The organism is Methylobacterium sp. CM6257 (assembly GCF_054611515.1).
On record NZ_CM137735.1, the window covers coordinates 4,321,083 to 4,338,796 of the forward strand.

Genomic DNA, 17,714 nt, shown 5'->3' on the forward strand with positions numbered 1-17,714 from the left:
TCCATGCCCGCGACCGGCGAGCGGCTGAACCCGCTCGACATGCTGGCCCGCCTCGTGTCGTTCGACACGGAGAGCGACAAGTCCAACCTCGCCCTGGTCGAGTCCGTCTGCGTCTACCTCGACGGCTGGGACGTGCCGTACCTGCGCCTGCCGAACGCCGTGGGCGACAAGGCGGCCATCCTCGCCACGATCGGTCCAATGGCCCACGGGGGCGTGGTGCTCTCCGGCCATACCGACGTGGTGCCGGTGGCGGGTCAGGCCTGGACCAGCGACCCGTTCACGCTGCGCGTCGCCGACGGCCGGGCCTATGGAAGGGGCGCCGTCGACATGAAGGGGTTCGACGCCCTGGCGCTCGCGCTGGTGCCCGACATGCTGGCCGCCGACCTGAAGCGGCCGATCCACATCCTGCTGTCCTACGACGAGGAGACCACCTGTCTCGGTTCGATGGACGGGATCGCCCGCTTCGGCGCCGACCTGCCGCGGCCCGCCGCGGTGATCGTCGGCGAGCCCACCGGGATGGAGGTGGCGGACGCGCACAAGAGCATCGTCACCTGCCTCACCACCGTGCACGGCCGCGAGGCCCATTCCGCCCGGCCCGCCCTGGGCGCGAACGCCGTGGCGGCGGCCTGCGAACTCGTGGCCGGGCTCAACCGGATCGCCGATCTGATGATCGAGCGCGGCGATCCCTCGGGGCGGTTCGATCCGGCCGCCACCACAGTCCATGTCGGGACGATCCACGGCGGCACCGCCCGCAACATCCTGGCCAAGGAGTGCCGCTTCCACTGGGAGTATCGCGGCCTGCCGGATCTCGACCCCGCCGAGATCCCGCGGCTCTTCGCCCGGGAGGTCGAGCGGGTGACCCGCGAACGCCTCAACCGCTACGGCGATTACGGACGGATCGAGACCCTGGAGGAGGTCGACATTCCCGGCCTCGCGCCCGAGCCCGGCTCGGAGGCCGAGCGGCTCTGCCGGCGGCTCGCCGGGCGCAACCGCACCATCGCGGTTCCCTACGCGACCGAGGCGGGGCAGTTCCAGGCGGCAGGCATTCCGACCGTCGTCTGCGGGCCCGGCGACATCGCGCAGGCCCACCAGCCCGACGAGTTCATCACCCTCGACGCGCTCGGCCAGGGCGAGCGGTTTCTGCGCAACCTGATCGAGGCCTGTGCGTCATGAACGCGCTCACCGGCATCACCATCAAGCTGCGACCGCTGGAGCGGGAGGACCTGCGCTTCGTCCACCAGCTCAACAACAACGACAGCATCATGCGCTACTGGTTCGAGGAGGCCTACGAGTCCTTCGCTGAACTGCAGCAGCTCTATGAGCGCAACATCCACAACCAGACCGAGCGCCGCTTCATCGTGGCCGATCCGAGCGGCGAGCCAGCCGGGCTGATCGAGCTCGTGGAGATCAACCATCTCCACCGGCGCTGCGAGTTTCAGATCGCGATCCACCCGAGCTTCCAGGGACGCGGTTACGCCTGGCAGGCGACGCGGATCGCCATGGATTACGCGTTCAGCGTGCTCAACATCCACAAGCTCTACCTGCACGTCGATCGGGACAATGCCCGGGCCGTGCGCATCTACGAGCGCTGCGGCTTCCGCGCCGAGGGTGTCCTCAAGGACGAGTTCTTCGTGAACGGCCGCTACCGCGATGCGGTGCGCATGTGCCTGTTCCAGCCCGACCATCTCAGGTCCCGCGGTGGCGGCGGCGACATCGCCGAGCCCGTGCTGAAAGTGTGAGGGAGGGGCCGAGAGCCCCTCCCCGTCTCATATCGGGCCCGCTCAGTTGCGGCCGGCACCGCCCGTCTGGCCGCCCGACCGGCCGGCACCCTGGGCGCCGCCCATGCTGCCGCCGCTCATGCCGCCGCGCTCGGCGCCGCCCGTCCGGCCGCCCTCGCTGCCGTTGGCCTTCATGCCCCCCTGTTGACCACCGCGGTCCGAGGCGTTCCGGATGCCATCCTGCTGGCCACCGCGCATGTCGCTGTTGCGCATGCCGTCGGTCTTGCGATCCTGGCCGGCCGTCCGATCCATGCCGCGGTCGTTGCCGCGGTCCATCCGGCCCTCATTGCGTCCCTCGTGGCGCGACACGTTCCGGACGCCGTCCCGCTCGCCGCGATGGTCGAAGCGGGCGCCGGCGCGCTGCTCGGAGTGGAAGCTCGCATTGACGGTGCCGCCGCCGCTCAGGCGACGATACTCGTCGGAACCGTAGCGCACTCGATGCCCGCGGATCGTCACGTATCGATCCTCGTGCACCGAGACGAGGCGGCGATACTCGGGCGAGCCGTACAGGACGCGGTGGCCGCGGATGACCACGTAGCGCTGACGCGGGCCGCTCTCGTGAATGCTGACGAGGCGCTTGTACTCGGGCGAGCCGTAGAGAACGCGATGGCCGCGGATGACCACGTAGCGCTGGCGCGGACCCCGGTTCTCGGTGACGATCAGGCGGCGATACTCCGGCGAGCCGTAGACGACCCGTCGGCCGCCGATGAACACGTAGCGGCCCTCGCGGCGGAAGCCGCCATCGGCCCGGTGGGCGTGCACGTCGGTCCGGCTGCTGACATCGGTCCGGCCGCGGAAGTCGGCGCGGTCGCCATGACGATCGCCGCGCTCATTGCGCTCCGCACGGGCTCCGTTGCGGTCGCCGCGCTCGTTGCGTTCGGCGCGGGCACCGTCGCGGTCACCGCGCTCCGCACCGCCGCGACCCCGATCCTGGGCCATCCGGCCTTCGCCGCCCGAATCCCGACCCTGCGCAGAGCGGCCCATATCGGCGCCACCCCGGTCAGAAGCCGCCTGGCCACCACCCTGCATGCCGCCGCGCTCGCCGCCCCCGGCCTTCATTCCAGCCTCGGCACCGCCCTGGGCGCCGCGGCCGCTCATCCCGGCGCCGCGCTCGGCGCCGCCCTGTTGCGCGTAGGCCGAGGTGCTGATCAGCAGCGCGGCCAGACCGATGGACAATTTCCGCATGGGAATTCCTCCGATGTTGAATCTGCCACGCAACGTCGAAGGTCCGGGAACGGTTCAGGTCAGGGTCTCTAAAAATTCACGCAACGAATACCGGTATTCATGCGTTACGCGTAGGAAGCTTGGCCGTATCCGGGAGCGATAGCCTTCGGGCACGGTCGGGCGCGCGGGTTCTACTGTTGCGGTTGTTCCGCGATCTCGGCCTCGACTTCCTGCGGATCGAGGTCGTAGCGCCGGGAGCAGAACTCACAGGTGATCACGATTCGCCCGTCATCCGCCACCATGTCGCGCCGCTCCTGCGGGGTGAACGAGCGGATCATGCCCATCACGCGCTCGCGCGAGCATCGGCAGGTCTCGTGGACCGGCTGGCGCTCGAAGACCCGCACCCCGCGCTCATGGAACAGCCGGTAGAGCAGGGTTTCGCTCGACACGTTGGGATCGACCAGCTCGTGATCCTCGATCGTGGCGACCAGGGAACGCGCCTCGACCCAGGCATCGTCCTCCGGGGCGCCCCCAGAGAGGTGCGCGTGCCCCTCCGGGATGTCGCCCGGCGGCAGGTCGGCGAGCCGGGCGCGGTCGATCGACTGCGGCAGGAACTGCACGATCAGGCCGCCGGCCCGCCAGCGGCCGGCGCCCTCCTCCACGGCCTCGGCCATGGCGAGCCGCACCTGCGTGGGGATCTGCTCGGACTGGCGGAAATACTGGTGCGCGGCCTCCTCGAGGCTCTGGCCTTCGAGCGCGACGACGCCCTGGTAGCGGCTGGCCGTGGTCCCCTGGTCGATGGTCATGGCCAAGTGGCCGGTGCCGATCAGGTCGGAATCCTGAAGGGGGCCGGAGCCGAGGGCGGCCACCCGCTCCGGCTCGAACCGCGCGGTGGCGCGCAGACGGTCGGGCGCCTCGAAATCGACCACGATCATCGCGACCGGGCCGTCGGTCTTGGTCTGGAGCTGGAACCGGCCCTCGAACTTGAGCGAGGAGCCGAGCAGCACCGTGAGTGCCGCCGCCTCGCCGAGCAGCCGCGCCACGGGGTCCGGGTAGCCGTGTCGGCGCAGGATCGTGTCCACCGAGGGCCCGAGCCGGACCACGCGCCCGCGCACGTCGAGGGCCTCGACGGCGAAGGGCAGCACGGCATCATCCGCGCCGGCATGGCCGTTGCCGGCGTGCTGGTGCTGGGATTGCAACTGTGTTCCTGAGGTCATGCCCTCTCCGATCAATGCGCCCGGCGCCCGCGTCGGTCGGCTCCCGCGCGGAGAGGAACGCGGTGTGGAAGATGACCCTCGCGGAAAGATCGGCTTCCTCACCCCGCCCGCGCCCGCACGGAAGAGGGGGCGCGACACGCCACGTCCGTCGCCGGGGTGCTGCCGTCCGGCAGCCGTAATGGGGAGGCGGGCCGCGAACGCGCCCCGCTGAGGCCTATATGGGGCGCCGCTTCGGGAAGCGCGACCCCGGGCTCAGAGCCCGCCCGCGCGCAGGCACCAGGCCAGGATCCCCTTCTGCGCATGCAGGCGGTTCTCCGCCTCGTCGAACACCACCGAGTTCGGCCCGTCCATCACCTCGGCCGTCACCTCCTCGCCGCGATGGGCGGGCAGGCAGTGCATGAAGATCGCGTCCGGCTTGGCCGCCGCCATCAGCTTGGCATTGACCTGATAGGGGCTCAGCAGGTTGTGGCGGTGGGCCTCGTCGTCGTCGCCCATCGAGACCCAGCAATCCGTCACCACGGCATCTGCGCCGTCCACGGCCGCGAAGGCATCCGTGGTGACATGGACGTCCGCACCCTCCTGCTTCGCCCAGGCGATCAGGCCGGGCGGCGGTGCCAGCTCGGGCGGGCTCGCGATGTTCAGGGTGAAGTCGAAGCGCGCGGCCGCATGGACCCAGCTCGCCAGCACATTGTTGGCGTCGCCCGACCACGCCACGGTCCGGCCCTTGATCGGCCCGCGATGCTCCTCGAAGGTCAGCACGTCGGCCATGATCTGGCAGGGATGCGACACCTTGGTGAGGGCGTTGATCACCGGGACGGTGGCGTACTCGGCCAGTTCCAGCATCTGACCGTGGTCGAGGATGCGGATCATGATCGCGTCGACGAAGCGCGACAGGACCTGCGCCGTGTCGCCGATGGTCTCGCCGCGGCCGAGCTGCATCTCGGAGCCGGTGAGCATCAGGGTCTCGCCGCCGAGCTCGCGCATCGCCACGTCGAACGAGACTCGGGTGCGGGTCGAGGGCCGGTCGAACACCATCGCCAGGATCTTGCCGGTCAGCGGGCGCTCAGCGGCCAACTCGCCCTTGCGGCGGCGCGCCTTGATGGCCGCGCTGGCATCGAGGACCCGACGCAGGTCCGCCCCGGAGAAATCCTTGAGGTCGAGGAAATGGCGAGGGCCGGCACCGTTCAGGTGCGGGGCCGGGGCCTGTGCCCGGCCGTCAATCTGGGCTTTCATCGCGTCACAATACCTAGAGTCTGCTCAACGATCACCTGATCATGAACCGCACTCTACCTCCTGGCAGGGGCATTTCCGTCACGCGCGCCGGGATCGACTGCGCCCGGAAATGCTTCGGGCCGCCCTCCACGGCATGGGGGCGGTGTTCAAAATTCTCGGGATCGGTCCTATTCGGCCGCCCCGCGTACGGCCTCGAAGCCGGAGGCTGCCTGATCCAGGCGCCGGATCGCCTCGTCGATCTCCGCCTCGCCGATGGTCAGCGGCGGCAGCAGCCGAACGACGTTGTCGCCGGCCGGGATCACCAGGAGATGCGCGTCGCGCGCGGCGACGGCGAAGTCGGTGTTCGGCACGCCGAGCTTGAGGCCGAGCATCAACCCCTCGCCGCGGATCTCCTCGAAGACGTGAGGATGCCGGTCGCGCAGGGCCGCGAGCTTCTGCATGAGCAGCAGCCCGGACCGGGCGACGCGGTCGAGGAAGCCGTCCTCCAGCACGACGTCGAGCACGGCGTTGCCCACCGCCATGGCCAGCGGATTGCCGCCGAAGGTGGTGCCGTGCGTGCCGGCGGTCATGCCGCGGGCGGCCTCGCGAGTCGCGAGGCAGGCGCCGAGCGGGAAGCCGCCGCCGATTCCCTTGGCCACACTCATGATGTCCGGGGTTATGCCGGACCACTCGTGGGCGAACAGCCGGCCGGTGCGGCCGACGCCGGTCTGCACCTCGTCCATGATCAGCAGCAGGCCGTTCGCGTCGCAGATCTCGCGCAGCCGGCGCAGGTCCGCGTTGGGAATTACCCGCACGCCGCCTTCGCCCTGAATCGGCTCGATCATCAGCGCGGCCGTCTCGGGTCCGATCACCGCCTCCAGCGCCGCCCAGTCGGCGGCCGGGACCTGATCGAAGCCCTCGACCTTGGGACCGAAGCCCTCGATGTATTTCTGCTGGCCGCCGGCCGCGAGGGTCGCGAGCGTGCGCCCGTGGAAGGCGCCCGCGAAGGTGACGATCCGGTAGCGTTCGGGATGCCCGCCGGCCGCATGGTACTTCCGGGCGATCTTGATCGCCGCCTCGTTGGCCTCGGCGCCCGAGTTGCAGAAGAAGACCACGTCCGCGAAGGTCGCGTCGACCAAGCGCTGCCCGAGCCGCTCGCCGCCCGGGATCTGGAACAGATTCGAGGTGTGCCAGATCTTGGCCGCCTGCTCGGTGAGCGCTCCGACGAGGTGCGGGTGGGCGTGGCCGAGGCCGTTCACCGCGATACCGGAGCCGAAATCGAGGTATCGCTCGCCGCCCTCCGTCACGAGCCAAGCGCCCTCGCCGCGCTCGAAGGCGAGCGGCGCGCGGACGTAGGTCGGCAGAAGGGCTGACGTCACGGGTCCCATCTCCGTCTCTCGCAAAAATCGCGGAGCAAGCGTTAGCCGGCTCCAAATGAAAGTGCCGCCTCAGTGATGGGCGGCACGCGCGCGATTACTATGAAAGAGGCCGCCCCTGTCAACGTTTCGATGTTCACCCGGCACGCGCGGCAGCTCTGCGCGCGACCGTGGAAGGCCCGATTTCTAGCCTGTGCGCGACTCATCCCCTTGCGCTGCGGGGGGCGGCCATGCTCCAGCCTGCGGCGGGTTTCAGTCAGCGCGGGAGGTCCCGATGAGCACGGTCAAGGAACGCTTGAAGGCGCAGGGTCTCACCCTGCCGACGGCGGCGGCGCCGGTGGCGAACTACGTGCCGTTCGTGCGCACGGGCAGCCTCGTGGTGATCTCCGGCCAAGTCTGCTTCGGCGCGGACGGCACGATCGCGGCCGAGCACAAGGGCAAGGTCGGCGGCGACGTCTCGGCCGAGGCCGGCAAGGCCGCCGCCCGGCTCTGCGCGCTCAATGTCCTCGCCCAGCTCGAGGCGGCGGTGGGCGACCTCGACCACGCGGTCGTCCGGTGCGTGCGGCTCGGCGGCTTCATCAATGCGGCGCCGGGCTTCTCGGCGGTGGCCGGAGTGATGAACGGCGCCTCCGACCTGATGGTCGAGCTGCTGGGCGACCGCGGGCGCCACGCCCGCTCGACCGTCGGCGTGGCGGAATTGCCCCTCGACGCCGCGGTCGAGGTCGAGGCGATGTTCGAGGTCCGGTAACGATGGCCGCCCCCGACTGGCTCACCGCGCAGCCGATCGCCCATCGCGGGCTGCACGACCGGGCGGCGGGCCGGCCTGAGAACACGCTGGCCGCCGCCCGGGCGGCGGTGGCCGGCGGCTTCGCCATCGAGTGCGACGTGCAGGCGAGCGCCGACGGCGAAGCGATCGTATTCCACGACGCCGCCCTGGGGCGGCTGACGGAGGCGAGCGAGGCGGTCGCGGAGAAATCCGCGGCCGAGCTCGCGCGCCTCGCGGTGGCTGGGACCGCGGAGACGATCCCGACCCTGCCGGACTTCCTGGCTGCCGTGAACGGCGCCGTGCCGGTGGTGATCGAGGTGAAGTCCCGCTACGACGGCGATCTGCGGCTCGCCACGCGCACCGCCGAGATCGCCGCGTCGTACGGCGGCCCGGTGGCGCTGAAATCCTTCGATCCGCAGGTGGTCGCGGCTCTGCGGGACCTCTGCCCGACGACACTCCCGCGCGGCATTGTAGCGGAGACCACGCAGGACGATCCGGCCTATGCGGCGCTGCCGCCGAGCACCCGCCTCGCTCTGTCCAATCTCCTGCACTTCGCCGAGACCCGGCCCGACTTCCTGTCCTGGCGGGTGGACGACTTGCCGTGCGCCCCGACCTATCTCTGCCGGCTGCTCGGACGGATCCCCGTCATGGCCTGGACCGTCCGGAGCGAGGACCAGCGCGCCCGCGCGGGCGCGCACGCGGACCAGATGGTGTTCGAGGGGTTCGTGCCGTGAGCCGGTCGATCTGCGTCGGCCTCTCTGCAATGCTGATCGCCGCCGGACCGGCCCGGGCGGCCGATCCATGCGCCGCCTCGACCCAGATGGATCTGAATGCCTGCGCGGCGACCGCCTACGACCGCGCGGATGCGGCGATGAACCAAGCCTACGGCCGGCTGATGAAGCAGATCGGTCCTGAGGCGAAGGATGGCCTACGGGCGGCGCAGAAGGCGTGGCTGCCGTTCCGGGACGCAAGCTGCGCCCTGGAGGCGATGGGCGTCGAGGGCGGCTCCATGCAGCCGCAGGTCCGCGCGGACTGCCTGGCCCGGGTCACGGCCGCACGAGTCAAGGTGCTGAACGGCTATCTCACCTGCGAGGAGGGTGACGTCACCTGCGTCGGCCGGTTCAACGAGTGATGCGCCCGGCCTCCGTCGCGGGCGAGGGGATGTGAAAGCGGTTTCGTTAGGCGCCTCATTGAAAGGCTGCCATCACCGCCGCGCGTATCCGCCCGCTTGCTCCTCCTCGGGCACCGGCTAGAGTCGCCGCCATGAAGCAAGCACCCGGGCCGACGCCGGAGACCGCCACACTGACCGTGCGGGCGATTCCCGGATTGAAGGAGATCGGCGCGCCGGATTGGGATGCCTGCGCCTTCTCCCCCGAGACCCTGGCGGCCGGCGACGAGACCCACAACCCGTTCGTGTCGCACGCTTTCCTGTCGGCGCTGGAGGATTCGGGCTGCGTCTCCCGCAAAACCGGCTGGCTACCCCTTCACGTCTCCGTCGAGCGCGACGGCCAGCGCCTCGGCGTGGCGCCCTGCTACCTGAAATCGCACAGCCAGGGCGAGTACGTGTTCGATCACGGCTGGGCCGATGCGTACGAGCGGGCCGGCGGCGACTACTACCCCAAGCTCCAGGTCAGCGTGCCGTTCACGCCGGTGACCGGACCGCGTTTCCTGATCGCCCCGGGCGCCGATCCGGACGAGGCCACCGCCGGCCTCGTCGCGGGCTTGAGGGCCATGCGCGGTGAGACCAAGGCGTCCTCGATCCATGTCACCTTCATGCGCGAGACCGAGTGGGACCGAGCGGGCGCCGCCGGGTTCCTGCTGCGCACCGACCAGCAGTTCCACTGGGAGAACGACGGCTACGCGACCTTCGACGACTTCCTCGCCGCCCTCGCCTCGCGCAAGCGGAAGACCATCCGCAAGGAGCGCCGCGACGCGCTCGCACCCGGGATCACCGTGGAGCACCTGACCGGCGCGGACATCACCGAGACCCACTGGGACGCGTTCTACGCCTTCTACATGGACACGGGCTCCCGGAAATGGGGGCGCCCCTACCTCAACCGCCGGTTCTTCTCGCTCCTGTCCGAGCGCATGGCGGACCGGGTGCTGCTCGTGATGGCGAGGCGCGCGGGCGGGTACATCGCCGGTGCGATCAACCTGATCGGCGACACGGCGCTCTACGGGCGCAACTGGGGCTGCATTGAGGATCATCCCTTCCTGCATTTCGAGGTCTGCTACTATCAGGCGATCGATTTCGCGATCGCCCGTGGCCTGAAGCGCGTCGAGGCGGGCGCGCAGGGCGAACACAAGCTCGCCCGCGGCTACCGTCCGGTCCTGATGCACTCGGCCCACGACATCGCCGACCCGGCGCTGCGCCGCGCGGTGGCCGATTACTTGCAGCGGGAGCGCGCCCACGTCGCCGAGGCAGTTGACGCCCTCGACACATTGACGCCGTTCCGGCGTACGGATGCGGGCGGCGCCTGCGACGGCGCTTCCCGTTCCGAGACATCCTCCCCCGAAGGTCCCGAGACATGAGTCCGATCGAGCACATCAAGACCTATGCCGACGAGCTGACGGCCCTGCGCCGCGACCTGCACGCCCATCCGGAACTCGGCTTCGAGGAGGTGCGCACCGCCGGCATCGTGGCCGACCTGCTGGAGAAGTTCGGCTGCGAGGTGCATCGCGGCATCGGCGGCACCGGGGTGGTGGGGCTGCTCAAGGGCCGGACCGACAATGGAAGGCGGATCGGCCTGCGCGCCGACATGGACGCCCTGCCCATTGAGGAGGAGACCAATCTCCCCTACCGCTCGACCTATGCCGGCAAGATGCACGCCTGCGGTCATGACGGCCACACCACGATGCTGGTCGGCGCCGCGCGCTATCTCGCGGAGACCCGCAATTTCGACGGCACGGCGGTTTTCGTGTTCCAGCCCGCCGAGGAAGGCCGTGGCGGCGCCCGGGCCATGCTGAAGGACGGGCTGTTCGAGAAGTTCCCCTGCGACGAGATCTACGGCCTGCACAACCAGCCGGGCGGCGGCCACGGGATGATCAAGCTCCGCCCCGGCCCGATCATGGCGGCGGCCGACTTCTTCGACATCCACATCCGCGGCAAGGGCATCCACGCCGCTCAGCCCCATCGCGGCACCGATCCGATCGTGATCGCCACCGGGCTCGCCCAGGCGCTCCAGTCGATCGTCTCGCGCAACGCCGATCCGCTGAAGTCGATCGTGCTGTCGATCACCCGGATTGAGGCGGGTTCGGCCTACAACGTGATTCCGGAGACGGCGCATCTCGCCGGGACCATCCGCACCTTCGACAAGGAGATCCGGGCGCTGGCCGGCACCCGCATGCGCGAGCTCGCGGCGGGCTTCGGTGCCGCCTACGGCGCCGAGATCACGGTCGACCTGCAGGACGTGTTCTCCGTGCTGGAGAATGCGCCCGAGCAGGCGGCGGCCGCCACGGAGGTCGCCACCGAGCTGCTCGGGGCCGACAAGGTCGAGGCGAATGTCGTGCCCAAGATGGGCAGCGAGGACTTCGCCGACATGACCATGGCGGTGCCTGGCGCCTATGTCTGGCTCGGCGCCAATCCCGGCCCCGGCCTGCACAATGCCGGCTACAACTTCGACGACTCGATCATCCCGATCGGCAGCGCGTTCCTCGCCCGGTTGGTGGAGCGCCGCACCGCCGCCTGAGACGCCGGCGAGGGTCGCCGCGGCGTTCAGCCCGCGGCGACCCTGGTCCTCAGGGCCGCGATGGCGCGGGTGAAGAGTGGGGGCTCGTCGAGGGCCCGCGCCAGCACGATGGCGCCCTGAATCCGGGCGACGACCTCCTCCGCCAGGGCATCGCTCGCCGCCCCGTCCCGGCCGGATCGCCTCAGGGCGTGCGCGAGGGCCGCTACCCAGCGCGCGAAGTAGCTCCGCACCGCCTCCGCGAAGCGATCGCGCTCCGAGCCGAGCGCCACGACGCCCACGAGGCAGACCCGCCGCCCGGAGCGGAAGTACCCCTCCACGGCGTCGAACATGGCGGATACGGCCTCGGTCGGGCGGTCCGCCTCGCGCAGCGGCGCGTAGAGGTTGCTCTCGAACCAGGCGTCGATCTCCGCGAGGACGCAGGCGGCCATCTCGGCCTTCCCGCCGGGGAAGAGGTGATACAGGCTGCCCTTGCCCAGGCCGGTCGCCCGCGTGATGAGCGACAGGCTGGTGCCCTCGTAGCCGTGCGCACGGAACACTTCCGCGAGCGCCGGGAGGATCCCGGCGCGCTCCGCCGCGCTTGACATGGCAGCTAGAGGCCGAGATCGCTCAGGCCCGGATGATCGTCGGGGCGTCGGCCGAGCGGCCAGTGGAACTTGCGGTCGGCCGCCGTGATCGCAAGGTCGTTGATGCTGGCGATCCGGCGCCGCATCAGGCCGTGTTCGTCGAACTCCCAGTTCTCGTTGCCAAAGGAGCGGAACCACTGCCCGCTCGCGTCGTGCCACTCGTAGGCAAAGCGCACGGCGATCCGGTCGCCGCCGAAGGTCCAGACCTCCTTGACCAGCCTGTAATCGAGTTCCTTCGCCCATTTGCGCTGGAGAAAGGCCACGATGGCCTCACGCCCCGCGAAGAATTCGCTGCGGTTCCGCCAGACGCTGTCCGGCGTGTAGGCGAGCGCTACGCGCTCGGGATCCCGCCCGTTCCACGCATCCTCGGCCATGCGGGCCTTCTGGGACGCCGTCTCGGCGGTAAAGGGCGGAAGCGGCGGGCGATTCGACACGGGTTGCTCCGGAACAAAGTTTGTACCGATCGGTACAAAGGTGCTCACGGCCGGACCTCCGAGTCAAACGGCGCCGTTATTCGGGACTGCCGGCTTCGATCCGTGTCGACAGGCGGCTGGATCGATGCAAATCTCCCGCGGGCCGGCAAACCAGCAAAAGCTGAGATCGGGGAGGCCCATGTCGCCGGAACTGCGGGAATCGCGCGCTGCCCTCATCCTGCTCGCCGCCTCGGTGGCGGCGGTGCTGATCTTCGGCGCCTTCACCCTGCTGACCCAGCTCGGATGAGGCAGCCCGCAGGCCTCGCGGTCCGAGGCTCGCGCAGTCTCAGATCGCGACCGCCGGCCGAAGCGTGCCGATCCCAACCGGGTCGAAGGCGGCGCTCTTGATGATCGCGTGAACGGCGCGCCCGAGCTCCAGCCCGAGTTCGCGGACTGCCGCCGCCGTCAGGCGCGCGGCGACCCGGGCGCCGTTGCAGTCGATCTCGACCGCCATTTCGGCGCCCGCGGGCGTCAATGCGCAGACATGGCCGGTGAGGATGTTGCGCGCGCTGAGGCCCCTGGGGCGCTCGGTGGCCACCAGTACGTCGCGGGCGGGGATCCGCACCCGCAGCCGTGTCCCAGGTGGTCGCGCCAGCCTCGGCACCAGCAACTGCCCGGCGGCGCCAGTGAGGCGCGTGAGGCCGGTGTCCGGATCCGCCTCGGCCACGACCATATCGAGGAGCGCGCCGGCCTCGGCCTCGTGGACCGGCACGAGGTCGGCCCGGCGCAGGATCGCTTCCGCCGGGCCGGCGGCGGCGACGTGTCCGGCCTCCAGCACAATTACCGTGGTGGCGAGCCGCGCCACTTCCGAGACGGCATGGCTGACATAGACGACGGGCACGCCGGCTTCGTCGCGCAGGCGCTCGATATAGGGCAGGATCTCCGCCTTTCGGGCCTCGTCCAGGGCTGCCAGCGGCTCGTCCATCAGCAGGAGGCGCGGCTTGGCGAGCAGCGCCCGCCCGATCGCCACCCGCTGGCGCTCGCCCCCCGAGAGACCGCCGGGGCGCCGGTCGAGGAGGTGCTCGATGCCGAGCATCCCGATCACAGCGCCGAAGGCTGCCGGGTCGGGCCGCTGGCGGGCAAAGACGCGGCCGTAACGGAGATTGGACCGCACGCTGAGGTGCGGGAACAGCCGCGCGTCCTGGAACACCACGCCGACGCGGCGCCGGTGAGGCGGAAGGAAGATGCGCCCCGCTGTGTCGACCAGCGTGACCTGATCGACGATGATTCGGCCCCGGTCCGGCCGGGCGAGCCCGGCGATCAGGTCGATGAGCGTCGTCTTCCCCGAACCCGAGCGCCCGAACAGGGCGGTGAGTCCCGGACCGGCCTCGAAGGCCGCGTTGAGCGCGAAGGCGCCCCGCCGAAGCTGAACGTCAACCTGGATGCTCACGCGGCGCGTCCCGGCTGGCAGGGCGCGCGGCGCGTCCCGGCCCACACCCGGAGGTGTCGCGCGCCTGATCGGTCCCGCCTCGCAGGCCAGACCATTCAGCCTCCTCCCAGCCGCCGCCCGGCCCCGGAAGCCAGGAGTTCCGAGACGAGCAGAGCCGTGACAGACAGGGCGATCGAGATCAGGGTCAGGCGCAGGGCCGGCCCCTCCCCGCCCGGCACCTGGGTCAGGGTGTAGATCGCCGAAGGCAGCGTCTGGGTCTCTCCCGGAATGTTCGACACGAAGGTGATGGTCGCGCCGAACTCACCCATGGCCTTGGCGAAGGCCAGCACGGCGCCCGCGATACAGCCCGGCAGGCTCAGCGGCAGCGTGACCGTGAGGAACACGGCGAGCGGAGTCGCGCCCAGGCTTCCGGCCGCCTGTTCCAGCCGCCGGTCCACCGCCTCGATGGAGAGTCGCATCGCCCGTACCATCAGGGGAAACCCCATGATCGCGCAGGCGAGCGCCGCCCCGGTCCAGCGGAAGGAGAAGACGATGCCGATCTCCGCCAGCGCGCTTCCGAGCAGGCCGCGCCGGCCGAAAGTCAGAAGCAGCAGGTAGCCTGTCACCACGGGGGGCAGGATCAGCGGCAGGTGAACCAGCCCGTCGAGGAGCGCGCGGCCGGGAAACCGGCGCCGCGCCAGCAGCCACGCGACGGCGACGCCGGGCACGAGGCTCGTGAGCGTCGCCACCGTGGCGACACGCAGGCTCAGGGCGACGGAGGTCCACTCCTCCGGGGTGAGACCGAGCACGGCAGCGCCTCGGCGCTACTGGCTGGCGCCAGGCGCCCCGACAACCGTGAATCCCTGGCGCTCGAAGAAGCCCCGGGCCGCCGGGCCACGCAGAGCGGTCAGCAGGAGGGCGGCATCCGGATTGCGCGATCCGTTGACGAGGGCGGCCGGGTAGACGATCGGTGGGTGGCTGTCGGCCGGGAAGGTCGCCACCACATGTACGCTCGGGTCGGCGGCCGCGTCCGTGGCGTAGACGATGCCCAGCGGCGCCTCGCCCCGGGCGACGAGCAGCAGGGCGGCCCGCACGTTCTCGGCCTGGGCGACCTGTCCCTTCACCGCCTTCCAGGCGCCGAGCCGTTCGAGGGCGGCCTTGCCGTACTTGCCAGCCGGGACGGCGTCGATCGTCGCCATCGCGAGTTTGCCGCCACCCAGCACCCGCGTCAGCGTCGTGCCGAAGTCCGGCGCCAAGGCGATCTGCGGGTCCGTGGCGGTGTTCTTGGGCCCCGGCGCGATCAGCACCAGTTCATTGCGCAGGAGGTCGACGCGCGAGCCCGGCTTCACGAGGCCGGCCTTCTCGACATAATCCATCCAGGCTTGGTCCGCCGAGACGAACAGATCGGCCGGAGCCCCCGCCTCGATCTGCTTGGCGAGGGCGTTTGAGCCCGCATAGGAGATCCGGACGGCCTTCCCGCTTTCCTTGGCCCAGGCGGCCGAGGCCTCATCCAGCGCGTTCTTCAGGCTCGCCGCCGCGAAAACCACCACGGGCTCATCCGCGCGCACTGGTCCGGGAACAGGGGCAAGCGCAAAAGCGCCGAGGGCGATTGCAACCAGGATCCGTCGATTCAGGCGCATGGATCGGGCATCCCCTGTCGTGTCCCGTTATATCCGGCCGGGTACGACGGGGATCATAGGGGGGGCGCCCCCGCCGGCCAAGGGCTGCCGCTCCGGCCTATCGGACCGCGGCGTCGGAATCACCCGTGCGGGATCTCGTGGCCTTCCTTCGGCGCGGCCTCCGCCCGATGCAGACGGCTCAAGAGGACGAGAAGGCGGCCCGGTAGCGGCCCGTCCGGCGCAGGACCGCCGAAGATCCGATCGCGGGGTTGAGGAAGGACCGACGCGTCGTTGACGACCACGGGCCCCCGGGGGCCGTAACGCCTGGACTTGGTCACGCTGTACGCATCCTGCTCAATCGCGATTCACGGAAAAGCCGGCAAAAACGCCGACCTCCGCGGCCGGTTCCCGCGAAGCTGCGGATCCTTTGATTAACGCGCGGACATCGTGCCGCATTCCTGGGCACGGGTGGGGCGATTCGGAAATGTCCGACTTCGCAGCGTCAGGGCTCGGGTCTCACCAAGTCCGGATGTCACGCCGCTCGACCGCCTCTGGCTCCGGCATCGCCTCCATGCCGGTCGCCACGAAAGCTGCCCAGAGCGTGGCCACACCAGTCGTCACAAGCGCGAAGACGACGCTGATGAGGAGCGGTGAGGTCATGAACACACTGTCGTCTATCAAAACTGGCGCGCCGGTTCACGAAGAGCGGCGCGCCGGAGTTGAGGGTCTGGCCTCGGGGAAGCCGAGACTGTTTAAGCACATGGATGACGCGTGAAAACTGATTTATCCTGGGGGTAAAGCATGTATTGTGTGATGTGTCCGGCCAGCAACAAATTCAGCGACGCTTCTCGGTGCACTCTCCGGCCCGAAAGACGGACGGCCGGATTTTTTCACGTCGCCCCCCTGTGATGCGGCGCGTCCCGGCGCTACAGCCCGGACCCATGCTCGAAGGCCTGCCGCCCCATCGCCCGTCCCACGTCCTGCGTCTCCTGACCGACGAACGCTCGGCCCGGGCGATGACCGATCTGCTGGGCGAGATGTTCGATCCGACAGAGACCGCGGTGGCTGCGTTCGAGGATGCCGATGGCCGGACCTGGCGGCTTGAGGCCTATTTCGCCGACGCGCCTGACGAGGACTACATCCGCGCGCTGATCCGCCCGCTGATCGGCGACGCGGCCGACGCGGCCGAGTTCCGCACGATCGAGCAGCAGGACTGGGTCCGCGCCTCGCTGGAGGGCCTGAAGCCGGTTCGCGCCGGCCGCTTCCTCGTGCACGGCTCGCACGACCGCGACGCGGTGCGGGCCAATGACTTGCCGATCGAGATCGAGGCGGCGCTGGCCTTCGGCACGGGCCATCATGGAACGACGCTGGGCTGCCTGCGGGCGCTGGTCTCCGAACTGAAGCGGCGGCGCCCAACCCATATATTGGACGTCGGTACCGGGACCGGGATCCTCGCTTTCGCGGCCGCCAAGGCGCTGCGGCAGCCCGTGGTGGCAGGGGACCTGGATGTCGAAGCCGTGCGCACGGCCCGCGAGAACGCCCGGGCCAACGGCCTCGGCCCCTACCTCAAACTTTACGAGGGGCCGGGGGTGCGCCATCGGCTCGCGAATCGGTCGCGCCACTTCGATCTGGTCTTCGCCAATATCCTAGCGCGACCCCTGCGGCTGCTCGCGCCGACGCTGGCCCGGGTCGTCGCCCCCGGAGGCGTGCTGGTCCTCTCGGGTCTGATCGAGCGCGACGTGGCCGGCGTGCTCTCGGCCTATCGCCACCAGGGTTTCTCGCTCGTCCGCCATGGGCTGATCGAGGGCTGGGTCGCCTTGGTGCTGATGCGGGGCGGCGCGGCCAAGCGGCCACGCCGCTGAGTGCCCGTCGCCGGTCGCGGCGGTGCGCGATCGGCGCGGGTCAATGCGCGTCGCGCGAGGCGTAGAACCGGGAACCCCTTGGCGCGTTGTCCGGGCATGAGCCAGACGTCGCTCCACGATCCGCCGTCGGACCCGATTACCGAGGGCGCCCGTGCGCGGGCGCAGGGCCGGCCCAAGGACGCGTGCCCGTACCCGGTGAATTCGGCAGCTCGTACGGCGTGGCTGGAGGGCTACGACGGCGCGCCCACCAATCGCGCGCCCGATTTACCGGCGACGAACGGCTGACCCTCGGGCGGGGTTAGCGCGCCGTGCGCACTCGCCCCGGCTCCAGCGATACGTCCGCCTCCGCTTCGACCGCGGTCGAGGGTTCGGGCCCGTTTTCTTGCGCCACGGGCGCGCCGAGGGCCGCCATCAGGACACGCAGGCCCTCGATCCACTCCTCGACCTCTGCAAGCGCGTTGAAGCCATCGCGCCGAACCACCGTGTCGGGCTCGATCGTCACGACGGCGTCGAAGCGGCCGTCGGGTCTGTCGCAGATCCGGTAGTAGACGCGGCGAGGCATCGTG

The 17,714-nt window shown here is 70.2% G+C and carries 21 protein-coding genes; 9 read left to right on the top strand and 12 right to left on the bottom strand.

Features of this window, described 5'->3' with window-relative positions; genetic code table 11:
- Nucleotides 1–3: 3 nt before the first annotated feature.
- Both argE and speG read left to right on the top strand, forming a co-directional pair.
- Nucleotides 4–1,173 (top strand): acetylornithine deacetylase, encoded by a 1,170-nt coding sequence (argE, locus tag ACYCO6_RS21125; RefSeq protein ID WP_459762959.1) that lies wholly within the window; start codon nt 4–6, stop codon nt 1,171–1,173.
- On the top strand, nt 1,170–1,739 hold the full coding sequence (speG, locus tag ACYCO6_RS21130; protein WP_459762961.1) for a spermidine N1-acetyltransferase: 570 nt from the start codon (nt 1,170–1,172) through the stop codon (nt 1,737–1,739). The genes argE and speG overlap by 4 nt, the downstream gene beginning before the upstream one ends.
- Nucleotides 1,740–1,781: 42 nt before the next feature.
- Here speG and ACYCO6_RS21135 read toward each other — a convergent pair whose 3' ends face one another.
- From ACYCO6_RS21135 to ACYCO6_RS21150, 4 genes are all read right to left on the bottom strand, one after another.
- Nucleotides 1,782–2,963 (bottom strand): hypothetical protein, encoded by a 1,182-nt coding sequence (locus tag ACYCO6_RS21135; RefSeq protein WP_459762963.1) that lies wholly within the window; start codon nt 2,961–2,963, stop codon nt 1,782–1,784.
- 170 nt (nt 2,964–3,133) lie between these two features.
- Nucleotides 3,134–4,159 carry an Hsp33 family molecular chaperone gene (locus tag ACYCO6_RS21140; protein ID WP_459762965.1) on the bottom strand — a complete coding sequence of 342 codons (1,026 nt, stop codon included), beginning with the start codon at nt 4,157–4,159 and terminating at the stop codon, nt 3,134–3,136.
- A gap of 252 nt (nt 4,160–4,411) precedes the next feature.
- Nucleotides 4,412–5,392 carry an ornithine carbamoyltransferase gene (gene argF / locus ACYCO6_RS21145; RefSeq protein ID WP_459762967.1) on the bottom strand — a complete coding sequence of 327 codons (981 nt, stop codon included), beginning with the start codon at nt 5,390–5,392 and terminating at the stop codon, nt 4,412–4,414.
- 167 nt (nt 5,393–5,559) lie between these two features.
- On the bottom strand, nt 5,560–6,750 hold the full coding sequence (locus tag ACYCO6_RS21150) for an acetylornithine transaminase (RefSeq protein WP_459762969.1): 1,191 nt from the start codon (nt 6,748–6,750) through the stop codon (nt 5,560–5,562).
- 271 nt (nt 6,751–7,021) lie between these two features.
- Between ACYCO6_RS21150 and ACYCO6_RS21155 the strand changes: the two genes are divergently transcribed.
- From ACYCO6_RS21155 to ACYCO6_RS21175, 5 genes are all read left to right on the top strand, one after another.
- Complete coding sequence (locus tag ACYCO6_RS21155) at nt 7,022–7,495, top strand: RidA family protein (protein WP_459762971.1); 474 nt, start codon at nt 7,022–7,024, stop codon at nt 7,493–7,495.
- A gap of 2 nt (nt 7,496–7,497) precedes the next feature.
- Complete coding sequence (locus tag ACYCO6_RS21160; protein WP_459762973.1) at nt 7,498–8,247, top strand: glycerophosphodiester phosphodiesterase family protein; 750 nt, start codon at nt 7,498–7,500, stop codon at nt 8,245–8,247.
- A complete protein-coding gene (locus ACYCO6_RS21165; RefSeq protein ID WP_459762974.1) occupies nt 8,244–8,645 on the top strand; it encodes a lysozyme inhibitor LprI family protein in 402 nt (133 codons plus the stop codon). Before ACYCO6_RS21160 ends, ACYCO6_RS21165 begins: the two co-directional genes overlap by 4 nt.
- A gap of 131 nt (nt 8,646–8,776) precedes the next feature.
- On the top strand, nt 8,777–10,045 hold the full coding sequence (locus tag ACYCO6_RS21170) for a GNAT family N-acetyltransferase (RefSeq protein ID WP_459762976.1): 1,269 nt from the start codon (nt 8,777–8,779) through the stop codon (nt 10,043–10,045).
- Entirely contained in the window at nt 10,042–11,202 is a 1,161-nt protein-coding gene (locus ACYCO6_RS21175) for a M20 aminoacylase family protein (RefSeq protein ID WP_459762978.1), read from the top strand. The genes ACYCO6_RS21170 and ACYCO6_RS21175 overlap by 4 nt, the downstream gene beginning before the upstream one ends.
- A 26-nt stretch (nt 11,203–11,228) precedes the next feature.
- Here the strand turns inward: ACYCO6_RS21175 and ACYCO6_RS21180 are convergent, their stop codons facing one another.
- The 7 genes from ACYCO6_RS21180 to ACYCO6_RS21210 form a co-directional block, all read right to left on the bottom strand.
- Nucleotides 11,229–11,786, bottom strand: a complete 558-nt coding sequence (locus ACYCO6_RS21180) for a TetR/AcrR family transcriptional regulator (protein ID WP_459762980.1) — start codon at nt 11,784–11,786, stop codon at nt 11,229–11,231.
- Nucleotides 11,787–11,791: 5 nt separating this feature from the next.
- A complete protein-coding gene (locus ACYCO6_RS21185) occupies nt 11,792–12,259 on the bottom strand; it encodes a nuclear transport factor 2 family protein (RefSeq protein ID WP_459762982.1) in 468 nt (155 codons plus the stop codon).
- Nucleotides 12,260–12,584: 325 nt separating this feature from the next.
- Nucleotides 12,585–13,688 (bottom strand): molybdenum ABC transporter ATP-binding protein, encoded by a 1,104-nt coding sequence (modC, locus tag ACYCO6_RS21190; RefSeq protein ID WP_459762984.1) that lies wholly within the window; start codon nt 13,686–13,688, stop codon nt 12,585–12,587.
- Nucleotides 13,689–13,783: 95 nt separating this feature from the next.
- Entirely contained in the window at nt 13,784–14,476 is a 693-nt protein-coding gene (modB, locus tag ACYCO6_RS21195) for a molybdate ABC transporter permease subunit (RefSeq protein WP_459762986.1), read from the bottom strand.
- A 15-nt stretch (nt 14,477–14,491) separates the two neighbouring features.
- Nucleotides 14,492–15,307 carry a molybdate ABC transporter substrate-binding protein gene (gene modA / locus ACYCO6_RS21200; RefSeq protein WP_459762988.1) on the bottom strand — a complete coding sequence of 272 codons (816 nt, stop codon included), beginning with the start codon at nt 15,305–15,307 and terminating at the stop codon, nt 14,492–14,494.
- 119 nt (nt 15,308–15,426) lie between these two features.
- On the bottom strand, nt 15,427–15,624 hold the full coding sequence (locus ACYCO6_RS21205; RefSeq protein ID WP_459762990.1) for a hypothetical protein: 198 nt from the start codon (nt 15,622–15,624) through the stop codon (nt 15,427–15,429).
- A gap of 178 nt (nt 15,625–15,802) precedes the next feature.
- Nucleotides 15,803–15,946 (bottom strand): hypothetical protein, encoded by a 144-nt coding sequence (locus tag ACYCO6_RS21210; RefSeq protein WP_459762993.1) that lies wholly within the window; start codon nt 15,944–15,946, stop codon nt 15,803–15,805.
- A 281-nt stretch (nt 15,947–16,227) separates the two neighbouring features.
- On the opposite strand from ACYCO6_RS21210, the gene ACYCO6_RS21215 reads away from it, so the two are divergent.
- Both ACYCO6_RS21215 and rmf read left to right on the top strand, forming a co-directional pair.
- Nucleotides 16,228–17,148, top strand: coding sequence for a 50S ribosomal protein L11 methyltransferase (locus tag ACYCO6_RS21215; RefSeq protein WP_459762995.1), 921 nt, complete (start codon nt 16,228–16,230; stop codon nt 17,146–17,148).
- 96 nt (nt 17,149–17,244) lie between these two features.
- Nucleotides 17,245–17,433, top strand: a complete 189-nt coding sequence (gene rmf, locus ACYCO6_RS21220; RefSeq protein WP_459762997.1) for a ribosome modulation factor — start codon at nt 17,245–17,247, stop codon at nt 17,431–17,433.
- Nucleotides 17,434–17,446: 13 nt separating this feature from the next.
- Here the strand turns inward: rmf and ACYCO6_RS21225 are convergent, their stop codons facing one another.
- Nucleotides 17,447–17,710 carry a hypothetical protein gene (locus ACYCO6_RS21225; RefSeq protein WP_459762999.1) on the bottom strand — a complete coding sequence of 88 codons (264 nt, stop codon included), beginning with the start codon at nt 17,708–17,710 and terminating at the stop codon, nt 17,447–17,449.
- Nucleotides 17,711–17,714 lie beyond the last annotated feature (4 nt).

Coding starts and splice junctions, on each gene's coding strand:
- argE (WP_459762959.1), top strand. CDS start 4: ATGCCCGCGACCGGCGAGCGGCTGAACCCGCTCGACATGCTGGCCCGC.
- speG (WP_459762961.1), top strand. CDS start 1,170: ATGAACGCGCTCACCGGCATCACCATCAAGCTGCGACCGCTGGAGCGG.
- ACYCO6_RS21135 (WP_459762963.1), bottom strand. CDS start 2,963: ATGCGGAAATTGTCCATCGGTCTGGCCGCGCTGCTGATCAGCACCTCG.
- ACYCO6_RS21140 (WP_459762965.1), bottom strand. CDS start 4,159: ATGACCTCAGGAACACAGTTGCAATCCCAGCACCAGCACGCCGGCAAC.
- argF (WP_459762967.1), bottom strand. CDS start 5,392: ATGAAAGCCCAGATTGACGGCCGGGCACAGGCCCCGGCCCCGCACCTG.
- ACYCO6_RS21155 (WP_459762971.1), top strand. CDS start 7,022: ATGAGCACGGTCAAGGAACGCTTGAAGGCGCAGGGTCTCACCCTGCCG.
- ACYCO6_RS21160 (WP_459762973.1), top strand. CDS start 7,498: ATGGCCGCCCCCGACTGGCTCACCGCGCAGCCGATCGCCCATCGCGGG.
- ACYCO6_RS21170 (WP_459762976.1), top strand. CDS start 8,777: ATGAAGCAAGCACCCGGGCCGACGCCGGAGACCGCCACACTGACCGTG.
- ACYCO6_RS21175 (WP_459762978.1), top strand. CDS start 10,042: ATGAGTCCGATCGAGCACATCAAGACCTATGCCGACGAGCTGACGGCC.
- ACYCO6_RS21180 (WP_459762980.1), bottom strand. CDS start 11,786: ATGTCAAGCGCGGCGGAGCGCGCCGGGATCCTCCCGGCGCTCGCGGAA.
- modA (WP_459762988.1), bottom strand. CDS start 15,307: ATGCGCCTGAATCGACGGATCCTGGTTGCAATCGCCCTCGGCGCTTTT.
- ACYCO6_RS21210 (WP_459762993.1), bottom strand. CDS start 15,946: ATGACCTCACCGCTCCTCATCAGCGTCGTCTTCGCGCTTGTGACGACT.
- ACYCO6_RS21215 (WP_459762995.1), top strand. CDS start 16,228: ATGCTCGAAGGCCTGCCGCCCCATCGCCCGTCCCACGTCCTGCGTCTC.
- rmf (WP_459762997.1), top strand. CDS start 17,245: ATGAGCCAGACGTCGCTCCACGATCCGCCGTCGGACCCGATTACCGAG.
- ACYCO6_RS21225 (WP_459762999.1), bottom strand. CDS start 17,710: ATGCCTCGCCGCGTCTACTACCGGATCTGCGACAGACCCGACGGCCGC.